The organism is Yimella sp. RIT 621 (assembly GCF_004146205.1).
Classification (GTDB): domain Bacteria; phylum Actinomycetota; class Actinomycetes; order Actinomycetales; family Dermatophilaceae; genus Yimella; species Yimella lutea.
Genome location: NZ_SEIP01000047.1, coordinates 1 through 295, shown reverse-complemented (window position 1 = coordinate 295; position 295 = coordinate 1). Strand labels below are relative to the sequence as shown.

Genomic DNA, 295 nt, shown 5'->3' with positions numbered 1-295 from the left:
GCATCCTCACGCGACAAGCAACGGTATGAACACCAGGCACCCGGTGACCTGGTGCATGTCGACATCAAGAAACTCGGGAAGATCCCCGACGGCGGTGGGTGGCGCATCACCGGACGCGGTTCGGCTCAGGACCGACGTGCCGGCGTGGCCCGTGACCGTGCCGCACGTCAGGGCGCACCCTCCTCGCGTGGCTACGTCTACCTCCACCACGCCGTCGATGACCACTCCCGGCTGGCCTACTCAGAGATCCTCAGCGATGAACGCAAGGAGACAGCCGCAGCGTTCTGGAAGCGTG

1 pseudogene is annotated in these 295 nt (G+C 65.4%); it reads left to right on the top strand.

Going from position 1 to position 295, the window contains the following annotated elements:
* Positions 1–295 (top strand): annotated as a pseudogene (locus EU513_RS15615) (DDE-type integrase/transposase/recombinase); the annotation flags it as partial.